We start from the raw sequence: 18,162 nt of genomic DNA on the forward strand, positions 1-18,162 counted from the left end.
GGCTTCTGCCCTCCTTTTTCCGTGTGGTAGAAGCAGGTGAACCTTTGTTGTTCAGAGAAGATGTTATAGGTTTTTTAATTTAAACAATTAGTTTCGACAGTAGCTTTTTTTGTCAAAAAATAAGGAAATTAAATTTTATTAATGATTTTTTGCAAAAATATAAATTGTCTCTGCCTTAAATTTTTGTAGGTAATATAGACAAAATAGTTTTCTTGACAATTTTACAAAAAATAACTTGAAGGCTAATATATTAATGGAATATGATGAAAGTTGTTGTATTAGAAAATAATACCTTTTATAATTTTATTAATATGGAATCCAAATTGAGAAAAAGTTTACAAATAATAGAGTCATCCTTTACAAGTATTAAGCAAATTTAAAGTTATGGCTCTATCTGGGAGGATTTTTTACAGCATGGAAACACAGAATCAAAACATTCACGGTCTGACTAAATGTCCAACTGGAATACAAGGGTTAGATGAGATAACCTTTGGTGGACTGCCAAAAGGGAGGACGGCCCTAGTATGCGGTTCTGCCGGATGTGGGAAAACCCTTTTGGCGATGCAGTTTTTAGTTAACGGCGCGCTTGATTATCAAGAACCAGGTGTATTTATGTCCTTTGAAGAGAATGAGGTGGAGCTGAGAGAAAATTTTGCCTCTTTGGGTATAGATTTAAATGATTTGGAAACTAGGAAATTGGTTACAATTGATCACGTCTATTTTGACAGGGACGAGATTACAGAGACAGGCGACTATGACCTTGAAGGACTATTTGTTCGCTTAAACTATGCTATTGATTCCATCGGTGCTAAAAGGGTAGTACTTGATACCATTGAAGCACTTTTTTCAGGCCTGTCCCAAGTCAACTTGTTGAGATCTGAGCTGCGGAGGCTTTTTCGCTGGTTAAAGGATAAGGGTGTTACGGCTATTGTAACCGGAGAAAAAGGTGATGGCAGTCTAACCCGTCACGGAATTGAGGAATATGTATCGGATTGTGTTTTATTATTAGATCATAAGGTTACAGATCAAGTATCAACTCGTCGCTTAAGAGTTGTTAAATATCGCGGTTCAGCTCATGGAACTAATGAATATCCGTTCCTCATTGATGAGCAAGGAATTTCCATATTGCCAATTACCTCGGTCGGTTTGACCAATTTAACACCAACTAAGCGTATATCAACTGGGATTTCACGTTTGGATGCTATGCTTGGGGGGGACGGAATTTACGAAGGCAGTGCGGTTTTAATTTCCGGGACAGCTGGCACAGGAAAGACTAGTTCTGCCGCCCATTTTGCCAATGCTGCCTGCAGCCGGGGGGAAAAGGTTATATATTTTGCTTTTGAAGAATCTGAAAAGCAGATAGTTAGAAACATGGCTTCAATTGGAATCGACCTTCAGCAGTGGATTAATAACAACTTATTGCAAGTTGTTGCGGCAAGGCCAACATTACTTGGTTTAGAGGCCCATTTAGTAAGTATCTACAAAAAAGTAACTGAATTTACACCGCAGCTGGTGGTATTGGATCCTATTTCTAATCTAGTGGCTGTTGGAGATTTCAGGAGTGTAAAATCAATGCTGACCCGCTTACTGGATCTTTTAAAGCTCCATAAGATAACTGTCGTGCTTCTTGATTTGTCCAATCTGAGTTCAACCGAGAACACTGACATTGGAATATCGTCCTTAACCGATACATGGATTTCGCTCAGGGATATTGAAATAAACGGAGAACGTAACAGAGGACTCTACATTCTTAAGTCCAGGGGCATGGCTCATTCTAATCAAATTAGGGAATTTGTTCTGACTAAGAACGGAATTGATTTGTTGGACGTGTACACTGGTTCAGAAGGAGTGCTTACCGGTTCTGCACGTTATGCCCAAGAAGCAAAAGAAAAGGCTGAATTAGTGTTGCGTCAAGAAGAAATATTAAGGAAACGACGCCAGATCACAAGAAAACAGCAAGCACTGGAAACTGCAATTATAGATCTGAAGAGAAATACCGAAAGTGAAATAGACGAACTTGAAAAATTAATAGTGCAGGAAGAAAGAGAACTAACGGTGAAGGCTCAGAACAAAGACGATTTGGCACAACATCGCAAAGCGGACTAAACAGGGGGAAATGTATGAATAGAATCCGACAAAAAGCTGGTTTAGAAGGTATAGATGACAAATGGATTTTAAAGCTCTATGTAGCCGGTCAAACTCCGAAATCCCTTAAAGCTTTTGCCAACCTTAGGAAGATTTGTGAAACTTACCTTGAAAATAAATACACTCTTGAGATAGTTGATTTAATTGAGAGACCGGAGATTGGGCGAGCGGATCAAATCTTTGCCATTCCCACGCTGGTTCGTAAACTTCCGCCGCCGTTGGTGAAAATTATTGGTGATTTATCAAACACGGAGAAGGTTCTGGTAGGGCTCAATGTATATCCGGATGGGAGCTTTTAATATGCTAAAAAGGTTCGAGGAACAATTTTCTAGCGCTTCGTCCCAGGAATACGTCTTCGATTTATTTGTTGCAGGAACGAGCAGAAGGTCTCAACGAGCAATATTTAATGTAAAAAAAATGTGTGATGAATCATTTAAAGACCGTTACAAGCTTAGAATAATTGACATTTTCCAACAACCTGCACTGGCTAAAAGTGAGCAAGTGTTTGCTGTTCCTGTACTCGTAAAAAAATATCCAACTCCTAAGCGAATGTTCATTGGGGATATGATATGTTCTGATCTTTTTAAAAATATTAACTAGGTTGGGTGATTGTGTTTCGTGAATGAGACTGTTAAATCTCAGGAAGAACTTATACAAGAAAATATAGAGCTCAGGCATCGGCTTGATGAAGCAAACTCTATTATTAACGCAATCCGCAATGGAGAAGTTGATGCTTTTTTACTCCCAGGAGATAACGGCGGTAAAGTATATGTTTTAGAGGGAGCTGATCATATTTATCGACTCCTCGTAGAAGAAATGCAGGAAGGCTGTCTGACTGTTGCTCAAGATGGAACTATACTCTTTAGCAACGAAAACTTTGCTGAAATTGTAAAAACACCTCAGCAATATCTGGCTGGGCAGTCCTTTTTTGAATTTTTATCGTCCTCTGACCGTGAGTATCTTCATGGAATTCTAGATTTAAACCAAGATCATTTCAAAACAGAGCTATCCCTAATTACACAGAACGGGCTTAATGTACCGGTATTAATTTCCGCCAGCCTTTGTCAAATTGATAATGAATCGTTTATTTGTCTGTTAGTTACTGATCTCACGGAGTTAAAACGCTCTAATAGACTGAACACGTTAGCGTTTGAGCAAGCTAATTCACCCCAAATTGTAAGTGATCAAATCGGCAGGGTTATAAAAGTAAATCAGGCCGCTAAGGAGATTTTTGGTAATAAAATAATTGGTGAAATTTTTGATAGAGTTATTCCTCTCTACAAGGAAACTACAGGCTCAAGATTTCTCATCCAAAAAGAATTGAAAAAGGGGCCTGTGTCGTGCCAGGAAGTTGTATTCAATAAGAATATTTATTTTATGGTTAACGCTGGCTACATATATGGTGAACAACCTAATAATTTAGGTTGTTTAATTACACTTGTTGATATCACAGAAAATCGTAGATACAAACAAGAATTAAGCAGGCTCGACCGCTTGAATCTGGTTGGGGAAATGGCTGCAGGAATAGGTCATGAAGTGAGAAATCCAATGACGGTTGTTCGCGGTTATCTACAAATGTTTTCTTCCAAGGAGCTGTTTGCCAGCCATAAGGAATCGATTAATATAATGATCGAAGAAATAGATAGGGCTAATTCTATCATCACAGAGTTTTTGTCATTAGCTAAAACAAAAAAAATACCCAAAAAGGAAATAGATCTCAATGAGGTTATCGGGAAGATCATACCTTTAGTAGAAGTTGACGCTCTCCGGCAAGGACACGAGATAAAATTGGAGTTGCAAGAAGTACCGAATATTTTAGGTGACGAAAAAGAACTAAGGCAGTGTATTTTAAATCTTGTTAGAAATGGTTTGGAAGCAATGTCTAATAAAGGAACTATCACAATTAAAACATATTTGTTTGATGGTCAAGTTGTTTTAGAAGTTCAAGATCAGGGGTGCGGTATACCTGTTGAGGTGCAAAAATCGATAGGAACACCATTTTTGACGACCAAAGACAAAGGAACGGGGCTTGGTTTACCAGTATGTTTTAGTATAGCCGAAAGACATGGGGCTGTTCTGGACTATAAGACAGATAGCGGAGGAACTTCATTTTACTTTAAGTGTCCCGGTGTTTCTCAGCAATTAACATTACCTTTAGATACATCCCTTCCAATTCCTTCATAAGGCTAAGAATTGTTTTGTAAATTACTTTCGTTAAAAATATGAAATCTTACTGACAAGGGTAAAGAAATTTCAAAATGTAAAAAGATGATTTTACGAATTAAGCACTCTCATTTGAGAGTGCTTAATTCGTAATTTTAATTCTATTGTAAAGTTGCAGCAGGACCTTGTACAACATTATACATTTGCCCAAGGGTATGCATTACGGTTTGATCGGCAGGTTCCAAAGGATAATATCCTTTTTTGACCATCCATTGCCAAACGTCATAGGCATGATGGGATGACATTTTAAATGCATCCTCTAAAAAGGCCCTTAAACCCGGATTGCTTGCTTCCATTGCAGACCATGCATATTCACGGCCAGCTCTTTTTAAAGTTAACATATAAGACGTTGCGATCTCCCTGTCATTTAGCGAACTTACCTGAGTCCTTGGAGTAACAGATTGGTCCTCTGCTTGTGATTGAGTATAATTTGGCAGGGTATTGTTTAATGGGGGAACCTGGAGGGTTGATGTCGGACCCTCAGGTCTGCTAAGATACTCGACCTTTAGATTATAATCTTTTACATGGTAATCAAAATGTCTTTGAATAATAGACTTTAGTTCAGGGTCTTTAACCTGACTAAGAAAAAAAGCCATGTTAGTAATTGAGTTTACACAGCTGAGTGTTAATTCCTGTAGGTCATGGGCCTCATGGGATGCTAATTGCATTTGATATCCTCCTCACTCAATCATTTTTTTAATTATGTAATTAAGTGTTTCAAAAGTATTTGGTTTTTATTCCGATTATAAATGAAATTGAGGTGTGCTTTCTGCGGATTAAAAATTAACGCAGAAATTCAAACCAATTATATCTATTGTGCGGTTGTTTCAAACGTAAATTTCTCGCTGCTAACATTAATAATAATATCCCATGTTCCAGGCATATCCAGGTTCTCGTTTACTTCATAATTACCATTTCCTTTAGAGGATGCAGTAAGATCGTCTCCCATCTCCATTTCTTTCATCTGAAAGGTTACCTTAACATCTTCCTCAATTGGATGTCCGTTATGGGTAACATGAATTGTATATTTAGTTGGTGTGAGACTCTTTTGAGGGTAAGGAGAAATAGCTATCTCTACAAGGGTCCCACTTTTCTCTTGACTATACTGGTAATTTATTTTCCCGCAACTCACAGAACTAATTAATAGTAGCAAAAAAATAAGAACCTTTGTGAAATAAATATGGAATTTATTATTTGCAGACAATTTTATCAGCATCTTATAACCTTTTACATCCCTTTATATACATTTATCAGTATTATTATGTACATATTATTTTTGTTAGAGATAATCACATCGGCTCAAATTAGAGAAATGCTTTGATCAAATATAAGTAAATATTCACATCCTATTTTTAGCAAAATCATCAAGGTTATACAGAAGAGAATTCGAAAATTATTTAAAGCAATAAGGATATTTTTAATTCCTGTTCCTCCAGCTTTTAAATTCTATAGAATAATCTGGGTTAATTAGGTGCAATTTAACTATGCTAGGCTTTTAAGGGCATTTAGATGATTATCGAAGTCATTAGTGATTGTATGTCGAGTTAAAAGCAAATGGATTAAGCTACTCCTTTATCCAATTTTTAAGATCCCCACTTCCATAAGTGGGGTTGGGTCCTTCGTTGACTTCAGGTGGGGTAGAGTCCTCCTTTACCGCCAAGTATTCCTATTGGGAAAGGCGGCTCGGCAGTAATGTCCACTGGACATTATTGTATCTGAAGCCCCGATGCTCTACTTTTGCTGAACGAGTTCACTTGATAGAGAACAACTTTAAAAAGGGTTGGTGAAGAAATGCTTCAAACAAAAGTCTGGAGAAACTTAATTATTTCTATCGCAGTAACAATTATTGCTGTAGCAGTATTAACACAATCAATTCAGTCTGCTCAAACTTCCCAGTCTAACCAAGCGGGTCAAACCCCTTCCTCAAATACGTCATCCACGTCTTCCAGTACGACTCAAGTAAGCGGTGTGAATTTATATAACACTTATTGCTCGGCTTGTCACGGCTCTAATGGTTCCGGGGCGAGCGGACCGGCCCTTAACACGGGAAGTTGGTCTGATTCAGCCAAGGTTCAGACTATCGTTAAATCGGGTAAAGGAGGTATGCCCGGTTTTCAAGGACAGTTAAGTGATCCTCAAATCAAAGCTATTGGCGATTATGTTGCTGCACTTAAAAAATAAAAGTGAGGTGTAGTTGATAACTGGAACGTAGAAAAGTTGAAAGGAAGAATGAGTTTTGAAATCAAATATTGCATCAGCCTTCTCTTACAAATGGATAACTAAAGAGCCAATTAAGCTCTCGATTGAAAAAACTCGTTTAATTTTGCTTTTTCTGGCCCTGAATTATTTGATTGTATTTTTAGATGTGACAATTGCCCATGCAGCGGATGCTTTTTCGCCGGTTTACGAATGGATTCCAGTTGTATTTTGTCCGCTTGCAGCTCTTGCCGCTCTTCTTGTCTTATTTAAACCAAAGCCGGGTACTCTTAATACCCTGTATATGGGGCTTAATTTGCTTGGTATATGTATCGGGGTGCTAGGGTTTATCTTTCATCTAACAGGTGTAATAGGTGGTAATTCCTTTAGCCTCACTAAATTGGTAGGTGGTAATCCTGTTTTCGCTCCTTTGGCATTCATAGCTCTGGGAATTATCGGTGCAATTACTGGAATGGATGATCGTCCACGGCTAAAAAAGTATGGACTGACTCAAAAAACACGTTGGCTGCTCATGGCCACTGCCTTCTGGTTTTTTGCTACGGCCCTAGTTGCCTTTTTCGATCATGCCAGTACTCGATTCGGCAATTTCTACACATGGTTTCCTGTTTATATAGGATTTTTTGCCGCAAGTGTTGTTTTCCTTCAGGCCTTTTCTTCCTTAGATAAAATGACTTCGCGGCTTTTTACTATAACCATGGCGCTGAGTATGTTAATTGGTTTATTAGGTTTTATTCTTCACCTTTCGTCGGATGTATCAGGAGGATTTAGCTGGAGAAGAGTATTTTATGGTGCCCCCGGATTAGCCCCACTCCTTTTTTGTGATCTGGCCATATGGGGAGGCCTTGTCTACTTAGACCCTATTTTTTCGGCTGATAAGGAAGAACCTTTGCGGGATGGGCAGTATGGGGGATTAATTCATTTTGGACGTAAAACGGGTATTGTTATCTTAGTTGTGGGCTTAATTCTTGGATTACTTGGCGGAAAATATTTCTTCACACCAACCAATCCTAATCAACCAACTACGGGAGGGTCGGTTGGGTGGGTACCACCGGGTCAACTTGATTCGGATTATATGTTTGCATCAGGTGGTCAAGCCGGGACTTTAGTTGCCTGGGGTATTCCATCGATGCGTACCATTAAGACGATTCCTGTGTTCACACCGGACCCTAAGACCGGTTTTGGCTACACACCGGAAACCAAACAGATGTTGGGAGATAAAACATGGGGCGATGTTCATCATCCAACCATGAGCCAAACGCAAGGAACTTATGATGGGAAATTTGTCTGGGTTAACGATAAAGCAAATAATCGTATTGGTCAGGTGGATTTGCGTACCTTTACGACAACTCAGATTCTCGATATTCCTAATTTAGTCGGGGCCCATCCTCTTTCCACAGATCCTGACAGCAACTATTTATTTACTGCTTCAGAGTTTAGTGTGCCTGTCGTCAATGGAAAGCCCAATTACGCACCTTTAAGCCAATGGAAAGATAATTTTTACGGAATCGCTGCTGTTGTAAATACAAATCGGGATGGGGTTCAGGCGGGACAACCTGGAAAAATGAGTCTCAATTATGAAATGTTGATGCCTCCGTATGATTATGACCTCGCAGCTGTTGGCAAAGGTTCCTCTGCCGGATATACTTTTTTTACAGCTTATAATAGCGAGGAAGCCTCGACGGATACTGAAAAAAACTCGACGGCATTTGATCGGGATTTGACACTCTTCATGGATTACAAAGCCGCTCAGAAGCTGATTGATGCTGGCCAAAATGACGGAATTATCAATGGGGTGAAGGTGCTTGATCCTCGTAAGCATCCCGGCATTGCCTGGTTACTGCCTATCCCTAAGAACCCGCATGGGGTAGACATTAGTCCAGATGGGAAATGGATCTGCTATTCTGGAAAATTAGATCCAGTGGTAACCATCATTAATATCGATAAATTAAAGAAAGCTATTGCCAACAAGGATTACCAAACAACGACATGGGGATTACCGGTTATCAAATATCAAGATGTGCAAGAGGCTCAAGTACAAGTGGGTATTGGTCCGTTACACACTCAATTCGACGATCAAGGTTATGCCTATACGTCTTTGTTTGTCGAAAGTGCCATTGCTAAATGGCAATTAGGGACCTGGAAAGTCATTGATAAAGAGCCGGTAAATTATAACGTTGGGCATCTCGCTGTTGCCGGCGGGGACAGTATGCATCCTTTCGGCCACTGGTTAGTTTCCTTAAATAAAATGTCTTTGAATCGGTTTCTACCGGTCGGCCCAGGCTATCCGGTCAGCGAACAGTTATTTGACTTATCCGGCGGTCCTAAAATGACGCTGGTCAATGAGGCCCCCAGTGATCGCGAACCTCATTTTGCCTCAATCATTCCGGCAAAGCTTATCCATCCCCTCAATGTTTATGCCAAGGATCCTAACCGTCCGAACTCAATTTGGAGTGAAGACCAAGCGAAGGTTGTCAGGAACGGAAAGAACGTCACCATTTATATGGCTGTTGTCCGTAGTCACTACGCTCCAGATAATATCGAACTGAATCAAGGGGATCACGTTACCCTCTATTTAACAAACATTGAACAGCAACCCAATATGACGCACGGCATTACGATTGAGGATTACAATATTAACGTGGCTGCTGATCCGGGGGAAACCGTTCATATTGATTTTACGGCTGATAAGGCAGGAAATATACCCTTCTATTGTTCTGATTTCTGCTCTGCTTTGCATGAAGAAATGATGGGTTATTTTTTAATTAAACCATCGACTTAAAATTACGGAATAAGCCAAAAAGGCAGGGTGTTGGGCAAAGACCCAGCACCCTGCCAAAGTCTAAAGGGAGGTTCCAATTTGGGCAAAGAATCCGTTGTGAAAAGATTATTATCGTTAGCAGCTGCTGTGTCGTTTGCCTTGGCTATGGTTTGGAAGCTATGGGGTATGACGCTGGTTTCCACCTTTTACTACAATGGGTTACGTCTCAATATTTATGCTACTAAAGTTACCGGCGATCTCAGTGAACTTAATATTCTTAATCACTACATTGGGATGATGAATATTGATAATTCACTTCCTGAATTTCGTTGGATTCCTTGGGTCATGGCCTTGTTGATTGCCTTGTGTATCGGGATGGCGATTCGTCCAACCCAAAAAGTTTTAATGACCGGCACAATTTTGGTCCTTATTGGGTTAGGAATCATGGGCGGAGACTTTTATTACCGTCTTTATCAATATGGTCATATCTTTACACCTGACGCGGCAATCAAGGTTCCGGGTTTCACCCCCAAAATTATGGGTCAGTATACATTAGCCAATTTTAAGGTGACAACAGGCTTTGGTTTTGGCGGCTTAATGGCAATGCTCGGTGTCATTCTGTTACTATACTCAGTATTTTATCGCTCCGAGCGTTGACGAGTTCAGGAGAGTTAGAGGCTTAAAGCAGGGGAGGAGGAGACCATGAAAATCAGCCGCAAATTTACGTTTTGCTTTGTTTTATTAGGTTCTTTGCTTTTGTTTCCCGTTCCTGCCAAGGCTTTAAATGGTCATGAAATTACCGTTGGCCCTACGGGTATGTTCCATGATATTAACAGTGCAATAGTACATGCGTCACCCGGGGATACAATTAAACTGCAAAAAGGGGTTTATCAGGAGCGCCTTACTATCAACAAGCCTCTAAACCTTATCGGTGAAGAAGGTGTGGTCATAGATGGCGGGGGGCAGGAGAATATTATTCTTGTCGATAATAGCCAAAATGTGGCCATTTCTCGGCTTAGTTTACGCAACAGCGGCGGAAGTGCTGTAACTCCATATGCAGGCATAAAACTTGTTAATTCTAAAGCCGTAAATATTAGCCGGATTACGATGAGTTCAGTCGAGTATGGCGTATATTTAGATACCAGCAATCATTGTAAGCTTGACAATATCGTGGTTACGGGTAAAAAAGAACTAATGCCTGAGGATCGCGGAGATGGCCTTGGCTTCTGGAATTCAAGCTATAACCAAGTCGCGAATAGTCATATAAGTTATGTGCGAGATGGCGCACTCTTTGTGTTTTCACCCTTTAATCAAGTTGTAAGTAATCGTTTTGACTTTCTTCGTTACGGTTTACATTATATGTACTCCAACAACAATACCTTTAATCGGAATATTTTTTCCGATAGTGTTGCGGGTGCAACCCCTATGTATTCCAAAAATATGGTATTTACTCACAACATCTTTGCCCATATGCCTGGGGAGAGGGCCTATGGAATTCTCCTTAAAGATTGCGAACAGAGTACCTTTACAGATAATTTAATTCTGGAAAGTAATGTAGGGGTTCAGTTTGATCATGCCATTGGCAACGAAATCAAAAATAATCTTATCATAAATTGTGGAGTTGGCTTTCAAGTTTTGGGAAACTCTACGGCAAATTTATTCACAGGTAATTCACTCCGGGACAATATTGTGCAAGTCGCAACGGATTATGGCGCCCTACCCAATACTTGGACTGAGGATGGGAAGGGAAATTACTGGAGCGATTATGTAGGTTATGATTTTTTAGACAGAGGGATCGGCGAAAGGCCTTATGCATCGATCAATTATTTAGCGCAAGCTATTTTTAATCAACCGGTACTCCAGTTATTCGCTGACAGTCCCGGGCTGCAAGCTGTTGCCAGAGGGCTGCAACTCTTTCCCCTATGGAATTTCCCCAGTATTACCGATGAAAATCCGTTAATGCATCCTCCGGCCATAGAAGCTGAATGGAGTCCTTGGCTCAAGAACCCAATTTCCTTTCCTGAGATCCTAATCTTTGATCTTATAACTATAACCGTTTTAGCACTGGGAATTTGGCTAATTTGGATGAGCCGGCGAAGGAGGTGCGCGGTTGTTAAAGGTTGATCATATCAGTAAATCATATAAGCACTTTAAAGCAGTAAATCAAGTTTCTTTTGAAATACCTGATTCGGAAGTCTGGGCTTTAACAGGACCCAATGGTGCAGGAAAGACTACGTTACTAAAAATTATTGCGGGTTTGTTGCTGCCTGATCAAGGGAGTTTGTCTTGGGGGGGATTTACACCAACGGAAGATTTAGATAAATTTAAGGCCCTAGTCCATTACATACCGCAAAAAGCAGGTCTCTTTCCAAATTTAACAGTAAGTGAGACCTTACGATTTTTTGCTAATCTTCGCGAGGCCAGAAACTTAGAGGAGGTAGCGGCGAGATTCGATTTAACCGAAATTGAAGATCGCTTGCTTAAAAACTTATCCGGAGGCCAGAAGCAGAAGGTTGTCGTTGCGCAAGCATTTTTAGGAGAAGGAAAATATCTGCTCGTTGATGAGCCCACAGTGAATCTTGATCAAGAAACCGTGGAAACAGTCAAAAGAGAGCTGCGGCAATTTGCGGCGAAGGGCGGAATTGTGATTATCTCCAGCCATATTGAAAACGATTTTGCCAAGGAATTTGTTAATCATCGCATTGTCATGGTGAACGGTGAAATAAAAGAGATTATTTGAGAGGTGAATAGGGTGAATCATAAGTTAAGGATACTCGTCGAAAAAGAATTAGTAGAGGCATCACGCAACCGCTTGATTTTTGGATTTGGAATTATTTTTTTCGGGCTTTCTTTAGCCATGTCGATCTTTAGTGTTATATCTCCGGGAGCTACTGATATTCAAGTTAGTCGTGTTGGGGTAAGTATGTTAAATTTAGCGACTCTGCTTGTACCTCTTATCAGTCTAATTATCAGTTCGCAAGGATTTGCGGCTGAATTTGAAGATGGAACCATGGATCTAATGCTGACGCAGCCCCTGCACTTACGGCAAATATGCTTAGGCAGGATTTTAGGGGAGTGGTTAGCGGTTGCGGCTGCCTTATTGATAGGGTACGGAGCATCAGGGGCTGTGTTAATGTTACTGTCATCAGGGCATCAAGTACTACCATTCATTATTAATGTTATTATTTCCTTGGCATTGTCCTTGGTATTTATTACTTTAGGAACATTAATCTCGATTAAAGCAAAGAACCGGATGGTTGCCTTGTTTGGAGCCTTAGCATTGTGGTTTTTGATGATTATCCTTTATGATTTGATTGTGGTTCAAATCTTAATGTTAACAACGGGAACAACAACGATGGCTTTGCTCTACGGAATTCTAATTTTGAATCCTGCCGACCTGCTAAGGATTTTAGCAATTCGTTTAACTCAAATGAAGGAACTTTTTGGTCCCTCTCAAGAGGCAATGAGTGCTTTGCCTGGTTTTCACGGACCAGTTTTGGCCTTATTGGGATGGGCTGTTTGGATTATAGCTATATATTTTTGGACGATCAGAAGTTTAAGAAAACGAGTGTATTCTCGGATTTTATAATGAATTTTAGGGGGGCGAGTCATCCTTCAGCGCGATAGCATTTGTTATGAGCTAGGCGCTTCCTGCGGAAGTGTCCACAGGACACTTCCGTCACCGATGCCCCGATGCTCAGTTTTAGTTGAACGAGTTTATTAGACCTTCATTTGGAGATTAGATTAGCTTTTTCACATTGTAATCGGAGAGAAAATAACTTATAATTTGAGAAACACCTTTACCTGTTTCTATATCAAACAGGTAAAGGTGTATTTTCTTTTTGGGAGGAACTATGAAAAAAGCTAGGTTTTACACGGAATTTGCATATCTTTTTGGCATTGCCGTCTTAGCGCTGGGAACGGCGTTCATGGAAAAGGCCAACTTAGGTATTTCCATGGTTGTTGCTCCGGCATACCTGATGTATCTTGAATTATCTAGGATTTGGACCTTTATGACGTTCGGAATGGCGGAGTATATATTGCAGTTCTGTCTTCTCGTTATCATGGCTTTCTTTTTAAGAAAGTTTAAAGTATCCTATTTGTTTTCCTTTGTTACAGCGGTTATTTACGGTTTTACCCTAGACGGCTGTATGAAACTGATTGCAAATATCGATGCTGCATCCTTTGCCGGGCATATTGCATTTTATATCATTGGCTTAATCCTATGTGCTATTGGTATTGCATTTGTTTTTCATACATATATTGCACCGGAAGTGTATGAGCTTTTTGTGAAAGAGGTTTCCGCCAAAACGCAGATCAATATTAATCATTTTAAGATCGGATATGATTGTGTTAGCTGTTTGCTTGGAATTATATTGTCGTTTCTGTTTTTTGGATTTTTTCATTTTGAAGGTGTGAAATTGGGTACAGTAATTTGTGCTATACTCAACGGAAAAATTATCGGTGTTTTTAGTAATTTGATGGAGAGATATCTTAATTTTATAGATGGTCTTCCATTAAGGAAATTCTTTTAGTATGGATTAAGATTTTGGTGAGGCAGATTATTACGAACAAACTCAACAGGGGCTATAATACTAATCATTGATCGGTAAATTGTCATCACACAGTAATATATGGTAATATAATTTGACGAAAACTAAATACTGAGGTGGCAAAATGAATAACGTGAGGGGTAATGGGCACGGTGCTGGAATTGCTGCAATTATTATTTCAGCATTAGGCTTTGCTTTCTATCCGATCTTTGGGAAATTTGTTTTTGCGGGCGGAGCAAGTTTGGCAACGGTTTTGTTTGTTCGGTTTTTTATTGGGGCGATAGCCTTTTGGAGTTTAGTATTCTTGAGAAAAAGTATGAAGCATTTAGCTAAACGGGATTTTGTTAGAATTTGGTTACTTGGTGGTGTCGTTTATGCAGGACAAGCCGGGTTATATATTTCAGCGGTAAAATTCATACCAAGTTCCATGGCTTCTCTTATTTTTTATGTCTATCCTGTTTTAGTTACAGTTCTAGCTCTAGCAACTAAAGAGGAAAGACTATCCATTAGTAAAGTCAGCGGTTTGCTTTTTTCCATTTTGGGTTTAGTCCTCGTTTTAGGAGTAAGCTTTGAAGGGTTGAATTTACTCGGAATCCTTTGTGCGTTGGGTGCGGCGGCAATTTATTCGGTCTATATTCTAACAAGTAATCGTATAATAAATTCGGTTAGCCCGCTGCTCAGTTCTGCGGTCATTTCAAGTGCAGCGTGTGTAACCTATGGGATAACGGGTCTGATTCAGGGATTCACATGGAATATCGCTGCCATAACGTGGATGGAGATTTTGGGGATCGCAATTTTGCCTACCATTATAGCAATCTTAACATTTTTTTGGGGACTACGGAAAGTTGGACCGACAACAGCCTCAATTGTCAGTACCTTAGAGCCAGTGTTAACTGTGGGTTTAGCTTATATTTTCTTAGGTGAATATTTGAATTCTACCCAAAATATTGGTGCTGCCTGTGTCTTATCAGGAGCCATTTTAGCTGCTTGGCCTCGCAAAAAAATAACTATATCTATAAAAGAAGCAAAATTATAAATTCTCCCATATTAAAACATGGGAAGGGCCTGCTCAATATTGCATCATGATTAGCTTTAACCTGATTAATTTGTGGTATACTATGGAATGTTATAAACTTAATGGAGGTTAGTATGAATAACGGACAGGAACAATTTTTGAGTTTTATTTTAGAAAGAGTTCAACCTGAGAAGGTAGAAGAAGCAAAAGTTTTACTTGCAGAAAACTTTAAGAAGATGGCGGAAGGCAATTTAACACAGGGTGATATTATGCAGTTTATTCCTAAAATGATAGCTTTGCTAAAGCCGGAAAAGCTGGAGGAAGTGCAAACAGTTGCAATGCAGTTTGCTGAAAATTTTAAGGATTTATTGCCTAACAACAAACTCGGATAGTACATAAGAAAGAGCAGCGTCTAATAATCTTACAAAAAACTAAGGGGTATCGCCTTGCGATGCCTCTTAGTTTTTTGTAAACTCTTTCGCCAGATATGCAGTAGTTTTCTTACGAAACAATCGGTCGGCTGATTGTTGACAATGTATTTCAGGTTAATTTCAGTTTAGTAGACTATAGTGAAGATGTCGACTCATTTGTGAAGATATGTAAGTTGTAACACCTAATTGAAAGGAGTATTTTCCAACTCTTGATTTTGAGTTATGATGATTATACAAGAAAGCAGTGAGGTTTTTGCTATGAGGGAGGGCGATGATGAGGATCTTGCTGGTGGAGGACGATATTCATTTAGGGGAAATTTTAGTGCGCGGTTTGTTTGAGGAAGGTTATCATGTTGATCGTGCGGTGGATGGGAGCGAAGCAGAGCTATTTAATCTCCAGCGTGATTATAGGGTAATTATCTTGGATCGTATGTTACCTGACATGCGGGGCGAGGATTTGCTGCAAAAGTGGAGACAAAATAACTGTACCACTCCTATACTTATGTTAACAGCTATGGATGCTGTTTCCGATCGAGTAACCGGACTAAAGGCAGGTGCAGATGATTATCTTTGTAAGCCGTTTGCCTTCGCTGAGTTATTAGCCAGGATTGAAGTTTTGCAGCGTCGTGGAAGTCTTAACACCACTCCTCTTTTAAAAGCAGGAACGTTGGAACTCAACCCTCAAACCAGGCTTCTTACTTACCGTGAGCGTTCAGTAATACTAAATAGACTGGAATATGAACTGATGGATGCTTTCATTCGTCATTCAGGTCAGATACTGAGTAAGGAAACGTTGGCAGAACAATGCTGGCAAGACCCTTGGGATGCCTCAGATAATACGATAGAAGCTCAGATAAAAAATTTAAGAAAGAAGCTAAGATTAATTGACAATCGTGCCTGGATTAAAACCATGCGTGGCGTTGGTTACCGTTTGGAGGTAGAATGATTTGCGTTTGTGGCAAAACAGCTTACCTTTGCGTCTTGCCGTAATTACCGGCAGTGTGTTTATTACGGTCCTTTTTGCTGCCCTTTTTGCTTCCTATATGACAACGGATTATTTATTGAAAAGCAGCCTTGACTCATCACTAACTTCTTTAGCCCAATCAATTGCCGATAGCTGGTCTGACAAAGGTTGGTCTCAAGAATTATCGACTGATAAGGAAGTGCAGCAACAATTATATATCCAAGTGATTGATAGCCAAGGCAAGATTGTACATTCTTCGACTCAAGGGATCCTTCCTGTAAACGATGATTTATTGCAGCTGGCTTTACAAGGAAGGGAAAGTTTTACCGACTCCCTCGAGTCTTTCTCTAATGCTGCCTATGAGCGTTCATATGAGCGTCACGGGTCTCATGGGCATCGTGAGCATTTGAACGCATCCTCGCTCCCCGATTGGCTGCGTCCTTTTTGGCCTGAAGAAGGAGGAATGCGTATTCTTTACTGGCCTTTGACCAAGGGCAAAGCTGGGAATTATGTACTTCAAGTCGGCTCGCCTGTGACAAATAATGCCGATATGCTTTACAACCTGCGAAAAATCTTGCTCATGATTTCTTTAGGCGCTGTCATGGTTGTTGCTGCTATCTCCGCTTATTTGGTTTGGAGTACCTTTAAACCATTACGCAAGATAATTACTGTGGCCAAGAGCATTGATGCCAACACGTTAACCTCGCGGATTAATGTTCCTGTTCGAGATGCCACCTTGAACCATTTGGTGGATGTTTTAAATGCGATGTTAAAACGGTTGGAAGCTGCCTTTATGACTCAAACCAGGTTTGTCAATGACGCTGCGCATGATTTGCGAACTCCATTAAGTGCTCTTCGTTCCGAGTTGGAAATAGCCCTGCGTCAGAAGCGAAGCGAGAAGGAATACGTTCAGGCTTTAAAGGGATGCTTGACAGAGGTGGACTACATGAGCTCTTTAACAGACAATCTGTTAGCTTTGGCTAGATTTGACAGCGGGCTGCAAATGCAATTTACAGAATCCGTTGCCTTAGGTCCAATTCTGCAAAAGGTGAACAGTGAACTTGGAGATTTTGCAGAACAAACTCAAGTCTCCGTAATTATTAATATAGAAAATGACATACGAGTGGATTGTAACCCTTTGGCTATAGAACGGTTATTGAGAAATCTTTTGCATAATAGCATTCGTTATACGCCTGCCGGAGGGTTAATAGAATTGTTTTTACGAGAAAGAGTCGGTTTGGGAGGGGATGAGGGAGTAGAACTAGTCATCAAAGATACAGGCATTGGCATCCATCCTCAGGATTTGCCCCATATTTTTGACCGTTTTTATAGGTCTGATGGAGCCCGCAGACGTGATGGCGGAGGCAGTGGCTTAGGATTATCAATTTGCCAGTCCATTGTTAAAAATCATGAAGGTACCATTGAGATTCAAAGTGAGCGGGGAAAAGGTACCTGTGTAACTATTTGGCTGCCTTGCGGTCAGCATTTGTAATAGTAGTGTAGATAAGCATAAGATTGAGCCAGCTTAAAGCTCGATTGGATGTTCACTTAAACAAAAACTTAGATTCTTTTAACAGTTACTTCACATTTGGGAGTTATACTATTGATAAACAAAGTGATTGTTCATTAATCAGGCAGTATGCCAATGTATTGGAGGAAAACTTAAAAACTATGACAGCACAGGAAATTAAAACACTCGAAACTATTCTAGCTGAGATTGGTCTTGAGCATATACAACCTAAAAGGAATGAACGTAAAGAAAACATGCTAAAAGTAAAAAAGTATAAGATTAAAAAGCAAATACTAAATAATTAAGTATTTGCTTTTTAATCTTATAAACGTTTGGTAAATACAAC

At 39.9% G+C, this 18,162-nt stretch carries 18 protein-coding genes; 16 read left to right on the forward strand and 2 right to left on the reverse strand.

The window, feature by feature from the left end; translation table 11 throughout:
- Nucleotides 1–414: 414 nt before the first annotated feature.
- The 4 genes from kaiC to ACPUYX_RS05100 are packed head-to-tail and all read left to right on the forward strand — an operon-like array spanning nucleotide 415 to nucleotide 4,329.
- The gene (gene kaiC, locus ACPUYX_RS05085; RefSeq protein ID WP_426378625.1) at nucleotides 415–2,106 is read left to right on the forward strand and encodes a circadian clock protein KaiC; all 1,692 of its coding nucleotides are present in this window, start codon (nucleotides 415–417) and stop codon (nucleotides 2,104–2,106) included.
- 14 nt (nucleotides 2,107–2,120) lie between these two features.
- The gene (locus ACPUYX_RS05090; protein WP_426378626.1) at nucleotides 2,121–2,444 is read left to right on the forward strand and encodes a circadian clock KaiB family protein; all 324 of its coding nucleotides are present in this window, start codon (nucleotides 2,121–2,123) and stop codon (nucleotides 2,442–2,444) included.
- A gap of 1 nt (nucleotide 2,445) precedes the next feature.
- Nucleotides 2,446–2,745, forward strand: coding sequence for a circadian clock KaiB family protein (locus ACPUYX_RS05095; RefSeq protein WP_426378627.1), 300 nt, complete (start codon nucleotides 2,446–2,448; stop codon nucleotides 2,743–2,745).
- Between the two features lie 18 nt (nucleotides 2,746–2,763).
- The gene (locus ACPUYX_RS05100) at nucleotides 2,764–4,329 is read left to right on the forward strand and encodes an ATP-binding protein (RefSeq protein WP_426378628.1); all 1,566 of its coding nucleotides are present in this window, start codon (nucleotides 2,764–2,766) and stop codon (nucleotides 4,327–4,329) included.
- A gap of 140 nt (nucleotides 4,330–4,469) precedes the next feature.
- On the opposite strand, the gene ACPUYX_RS05105 is transcribed toward ACPUYX_RS05100, so the two are convergent.
- Nucleotides 4,470–5,036 (reverse strand): spore coat protein, encoded by a 567-nt coding sequence (locus ACPUYX_RS05105; RefSeq protein WP_426378629.1) that lies wholly within the window; start codon nucleotides 5,034–5,036, stop codon nucleotides 4,470–4,472.
- Nucleotides 5,037–5,179: 143 nt separating this feature from the next.
- Nucleotides 5,180–5,584 carry a FixH family protein gene (locus ACPUYX_RS05110; protein WP_426378631.1) on the reverse strand — a complete coding sequence of 135 codons (405 nt, stop codon included), beginning with the start codon at nucleotides 5,582–5,584 and terminating at the stop codon, nucleotides 5,180–5,182.
- 575 nt (nucleotides 5,585–6,159) lie between these two features.
- Here ACPUYX_RS05110 and ACPUYX_RS05115 point away from each other — a divergent pair.
- The 12 genes from ACPUYX_RS05115 (at nucleotide 6,160) to ACPUYX_RS05170 (ending at nucleotide 18,121) form a co-directional block, all read left to right on the forward strand.
- Complete coding sequence (locus ACPUYX_RS05115; protein ID WP_426378632.1) at nucleotides 6,160–6,549, forward strand: c-type cytochrome; 390 nt, start codon at nucleotides 6,160–6,162, stop codon at nucleotides 6,547–6,549.
- 55 nt (nucleotides 6,550–6,604) lie between these two features.
- Nucleotides 6,605–9,364: a Sec-dependent nitrous-oxide reductase gene (gene nosZ / locus ACPUYX_RS05120; RefSeq protein WP_426378633.1), complete on the forward strand. Its 2,760-nt coding sequence runs from the start codon at nucleotides 6,605–6,607 to the stop codon at nucleotides 9,362–9,364.
- A gap of 78 nt (nucleotides 9,365–9,442) precedes the next feature.
- Entirely contained in the window at nucleotides 9,443–10,000 is a 558-nt protein-coding gene (locus ACPUYX_RS05125; protein ID WP_426378634.1) for a hypothetical protein, read from the forward strand.
- 45 nt (nucleotides 10,001–10,045) lie between these two features.
- Nucleotides 10,046–11,467: a nitrous oxide reductase family maturation protein NosD gene (gene nosD, locus ACPUYX_RS05130; RefSeq protein ID WP_426378635.1), complete on the forward strand. Its 1,422-nt coding sequence runs from the start codon at nucleotides 10,046–10,048 to the stop codon at nucleotides 11,465–11,467.
- Nucleotides 11,454–12,083 carry a heme ABC exporter ATP-binding protein CcmA gene (ccmA, locus tag ACPUYX_RS05135; protein WP_426378636.1) on the forward strand — a complete coding sequence of 210 codons (630 nt, stop codon included), beginning with the start codon at nucleotides 11,454–11,456 and terminating at the stop codon, nucleotides 12,081–12,083. Before nosD ends, ccmA begins: the two co-directional genes overlap by 14 nt.
- Nucleotides 12,084–12,095: 12 nt before the next feature.
- Nucleotides 12,096–12,932 (forward strand): ABC transporter permease, encoded by an 837-nt coding sequence (locus ACPUYX_RS05140; RefSeq protein WP_426378637.1) that lies wholly within the window; start codon nucleotides 12,096–12,098, stop codon nucleotides 12,930–12,932.
- Between the two features lie 265 nt (nucleotides 12,933–13,197).
- The gene (locus ACPUYX_RS05145) at nucleotides 13,198–13,878 is read left to right on the forward strand and encodes a DUF6198 family protein (RefSeq protein ID WP_426378638.1); all 681 of its coding nucleotides are present in this window, start codon (nucleotides 13,198–13,200) and stop codon (nucleotides 13,876–13,878) included.
- A 142-nt stretch (nucleotides 13,879–14,020) separates the two neighbouring features.
- On the forward strand, nucleotides 14,021–14,932 hold the full coding sequence (locus tag ACPUYX_RS05150; protein WP_426378639.1) for a DMT family transporter: 912 nt from the start codon (nucleotides 14,021–14,023) through the stop codon (nucleotides 14,930–14,932).
- A gap of 113 nt (nucleotides 14,933–15,045) precedes the next feature.
- A complete protein-coding gene (locus ACPUYX_RS05155) occupies nucleotides 15,046–15,303 on the forward strand; it encodes a hypothetical protein (protein ID WP_426378640.1) in 258 nt (85 codons plus the stop codon).
- A 310-nt stretch (nucleotides 15,304–15,613) separates the two neighbouring features.
- On the forward strand, nucleotides 15,614–16,288 hold the full coding sequence (locus tag ACPUYX_RS05160) for a response regulator transcription factor (protein ID WP_426378641.1): 675 nt from the start codon (nucleotides 15,614–15,616) through the stop codon (nucleotides 16,286–16,288).
- 1 nt (nucleotide 16,289) lies between these two features.
- Nucleotides 16,290–17,798 carry a sensor histidine kinase gene (locus ACPUYX_RS05165; RefSeq protein ID WP_426378642.1) on the forward strand — a complete coding sequence of 503 codons (1,509 nt, stop codon included), beginning with the start codon at nucleotides 16,290–16,292 and terminating at the stop codon, nucleotides 17,796–17,798.
- A gap of 179 nt (nucleotides 17,799–17,977) precedes the next feature.
- Nucleotides 17,978–18,121 carry a hypothetical protein gene (locus ACPUYX_RS05170; protein WP_426378643.1) on the forward strand — a complete coding sequence of 48 codons (144 nt, stop codon included), beginning with the start codon at nucleotides 17,978–17,980 and terminating at the stop codon, nucleotides 18,119–18,121.
- The last annotated feature ends 41 nt before the right edge of the window (nucleotides 18,122–18,162 follow it).

Origin of the sequence: Desulfosporosinus sp. SYSU MS00001, from assembly GCF_049943955.1 — a bacterium.
In the GTDB taxonomy this organism is placed as follows: domain Bacteria; phylum Bacillota; class Desulfitobacteriia; order Desulfitobacteriales; family Desulfitobacteriaceae; genus Desulfosporosinus.

Excerpts from the sequence above, each read along its gene's own strand:
- kaiC (WP_426378625.1), top strand. The coding sequence starts at position 415 with ATGGAAACACAGAATCAAAACATTCACGGTCTGACTAAATGTCCAACT.
- ACPUYX_RS05090 (WP_426378626.1), top strand. The coding sequence starts at position 2,121 with ATGAATAGAATCCGACAAAAAGCTGGTTTAGAAGGTATAGATGACAAA.
- ACPUYX_RS05095 (WP_426378627.1), top strand. The coding sequence starts at position 2,446 with ATGCTAAAAAGGTTCGAGGAACAATTTTCTAGCGCTTCGTCCCAGGAA.
- ACPUYX_RS05105 (WP_426378629.1), bottom strand. The coding sequence starts at position 5,036 with ATGCAATTAGCATCCCATGAGGCCCATGACCTACAGGAATTAACACTC.
- ACPUYX_RS05110 (WP_426378631.1), bottom strand. The coding sequence starts at position 5,584 with ATGCTGATAAAATTGTCTGCAAATAATAAATTCCATATTTATTTCACA.
- ACPUYX_RS05115 (WP_426378632.1), top strand. The coding sequence starts at position 6,160 with ATGCTTCAAACAAAAGTCTGGAGAAACTTAATTATTTCTATCGCAGTA.
- nosD (WP_426378635.1), top strand. The coding sequence starts at position 10,046 with ATGAAAATCAGCCGCAAATTTACGTTTTGCTTTGTTTTATTAGGTTCT.
- ACPUYX_RS05145 (WP_426378638.1), top strand. The coding sequence starts at position 13,198 with ATGAAAAAAGCTAGGTTTTACACGGAATTTGCATATCTTTTTGGCATT.
- ACPUYX_RS05150 (WP_426378639.1), top strand. The coding sequence starts at position 14,021 with ATGAATAACGTGAGGGGTAATGGGCACGGTGCTGGAATTGCTGCAATT.
- ACPUYX_RS05155 (WP_426378640.1), top strand. The coding sequence starts at position 15,046 with ATGAATAACGGACAGGAACAATTTTTGAGTTTTATTTTAGAAAGAGTT.
- ACPUYX_RS05160 (WP_426378641.1), top strand. The coding sequence starts at position 15,614 with ATGATGAGGATCTTGCTGGTGGAGGACGATATTCATTTAGGGGAAATT.
- ACPUYX_RS05170 (WP_426378643.1), top strand. The coding sequence starts at position 17,978 with ATGACAGCACAGGAAATTAAAACACTCGAAACTATTCTAGCTGAGATT.